Raw genomic sequence first — 1,053 nt, 5'->3', positions numbered from 1 at the left:
TTGAAGAAAGCCGTTGCTGCCGCTTCATCACGGGTTTCGCACAGCATGAAATCGACCGTATCTCCGTGCTTATCGACCGCCCGGTACAGGTACACCCATTTGTCCCGAACCTTGAGTGGAGTAAGAAGCGCAGTTGCGCTTCTCCTCCCCGAACCGTACGTGCACCTCTCAGCGCATACGGCTCTCCATTCAAACTTGGCCCATGGCTATGGCAACATCATGATAGCGTGAGGTGACGGTGCTGCGGGTTTCACTCCGGAAGATGTATGGATTGACCTCCGGATTGCGCCAGCGGAATTGAGCCTTTGGGCTTGAGACAAGCTGTTTCAGGTCTTTTCCGATGGCCTTGCCACGTTCATTGCGACCGTAGACGAGCCAGGTTTTCGCCTTGCCCGGTTCAGGGGCTCTGAACCACTTCCGCATCAAAGGTTTGATACGGCACCGGTACTTATGCCCCAGCCAGTGCGCCATTTTCCAGAATACGACATGGTCGATGCGCCGGAAGACGTACGCCCTAAAGTCGGTGAACTTGTAGAACGCCGCCCATCCCGCCAACTGGCGGTTCAGGCTGGCGATCATATCGACCGTACTGACGCTATGATTGCCAGAAAGGGTCTCGGTCAGTTTGCGGACAAACGCCTTGGCCTTTTCCCTGGGTATTGTTGTGACGACGGACATGCGTCCGTTCGACCCTCGCTTGCGAATGATCCGGTGCCCCAGAAAGACAAACCCGTCGTCGACGTGGGTGATATGGGTTTTCTCCATATTCAACGTCAACTTCAGACGGTCCTCCAGAAAGGCCCGGCATTCTTCACGGATCTCCATAGCATGGGCCTTCGTCCCCTTGACGATGATGACGAAGTCATCGGCATAGCGACAATAGGCAATCGCAGGTTTCCATTGCCGATTCTCCCGAACCGCAATGGGGCGTTCCTGCTGAATGCCGAAGTTCCATGCCCAACGATCCTTGAGGGCTTTCCGGTTCAGGTATTTCGCCTCCAGCCAGACATCGAACTCGTGGAGCATGATGTTGGACAGGAGCGGTGACAGGAC

At 55.5% G+C, this 1,053-nt stretch carries 1 protein-coding gene and 1 pseudogene; both read right to left on the bottom strand.

All coding sequences use genetic code 11. The annotated features are described in order from the left end of the window. Window positions 1–116: pseudogene (locus Q0835_RS29965) on the bottom strand (DDE-type integrase/transposase/recombinase); the annotation flags it as partial. A gap of 73 nt (window positions 117–189) precedes the next feature. Then, window positions 190–1,053: group II intron maturase-specific domain-containing protein (locus Q0835_RS29960; protein ID WP_298967142.1), on the bottom strand; the 864-nt coding region annotated here is incomplete at its 5' end.

This window comes from uncultured Roseibium sp. (assembly GCF_947499295.1).
Lineage (GTDB): Bacteria > Pseudomonadota > Alphaproteobacteria > Rhizobiales > Stappiaceae > Roseibium.
Note: the sequence above shows the minus strand (reverse complement) of the source record. Positions and strands in the feature narration are given on the sequence as shown.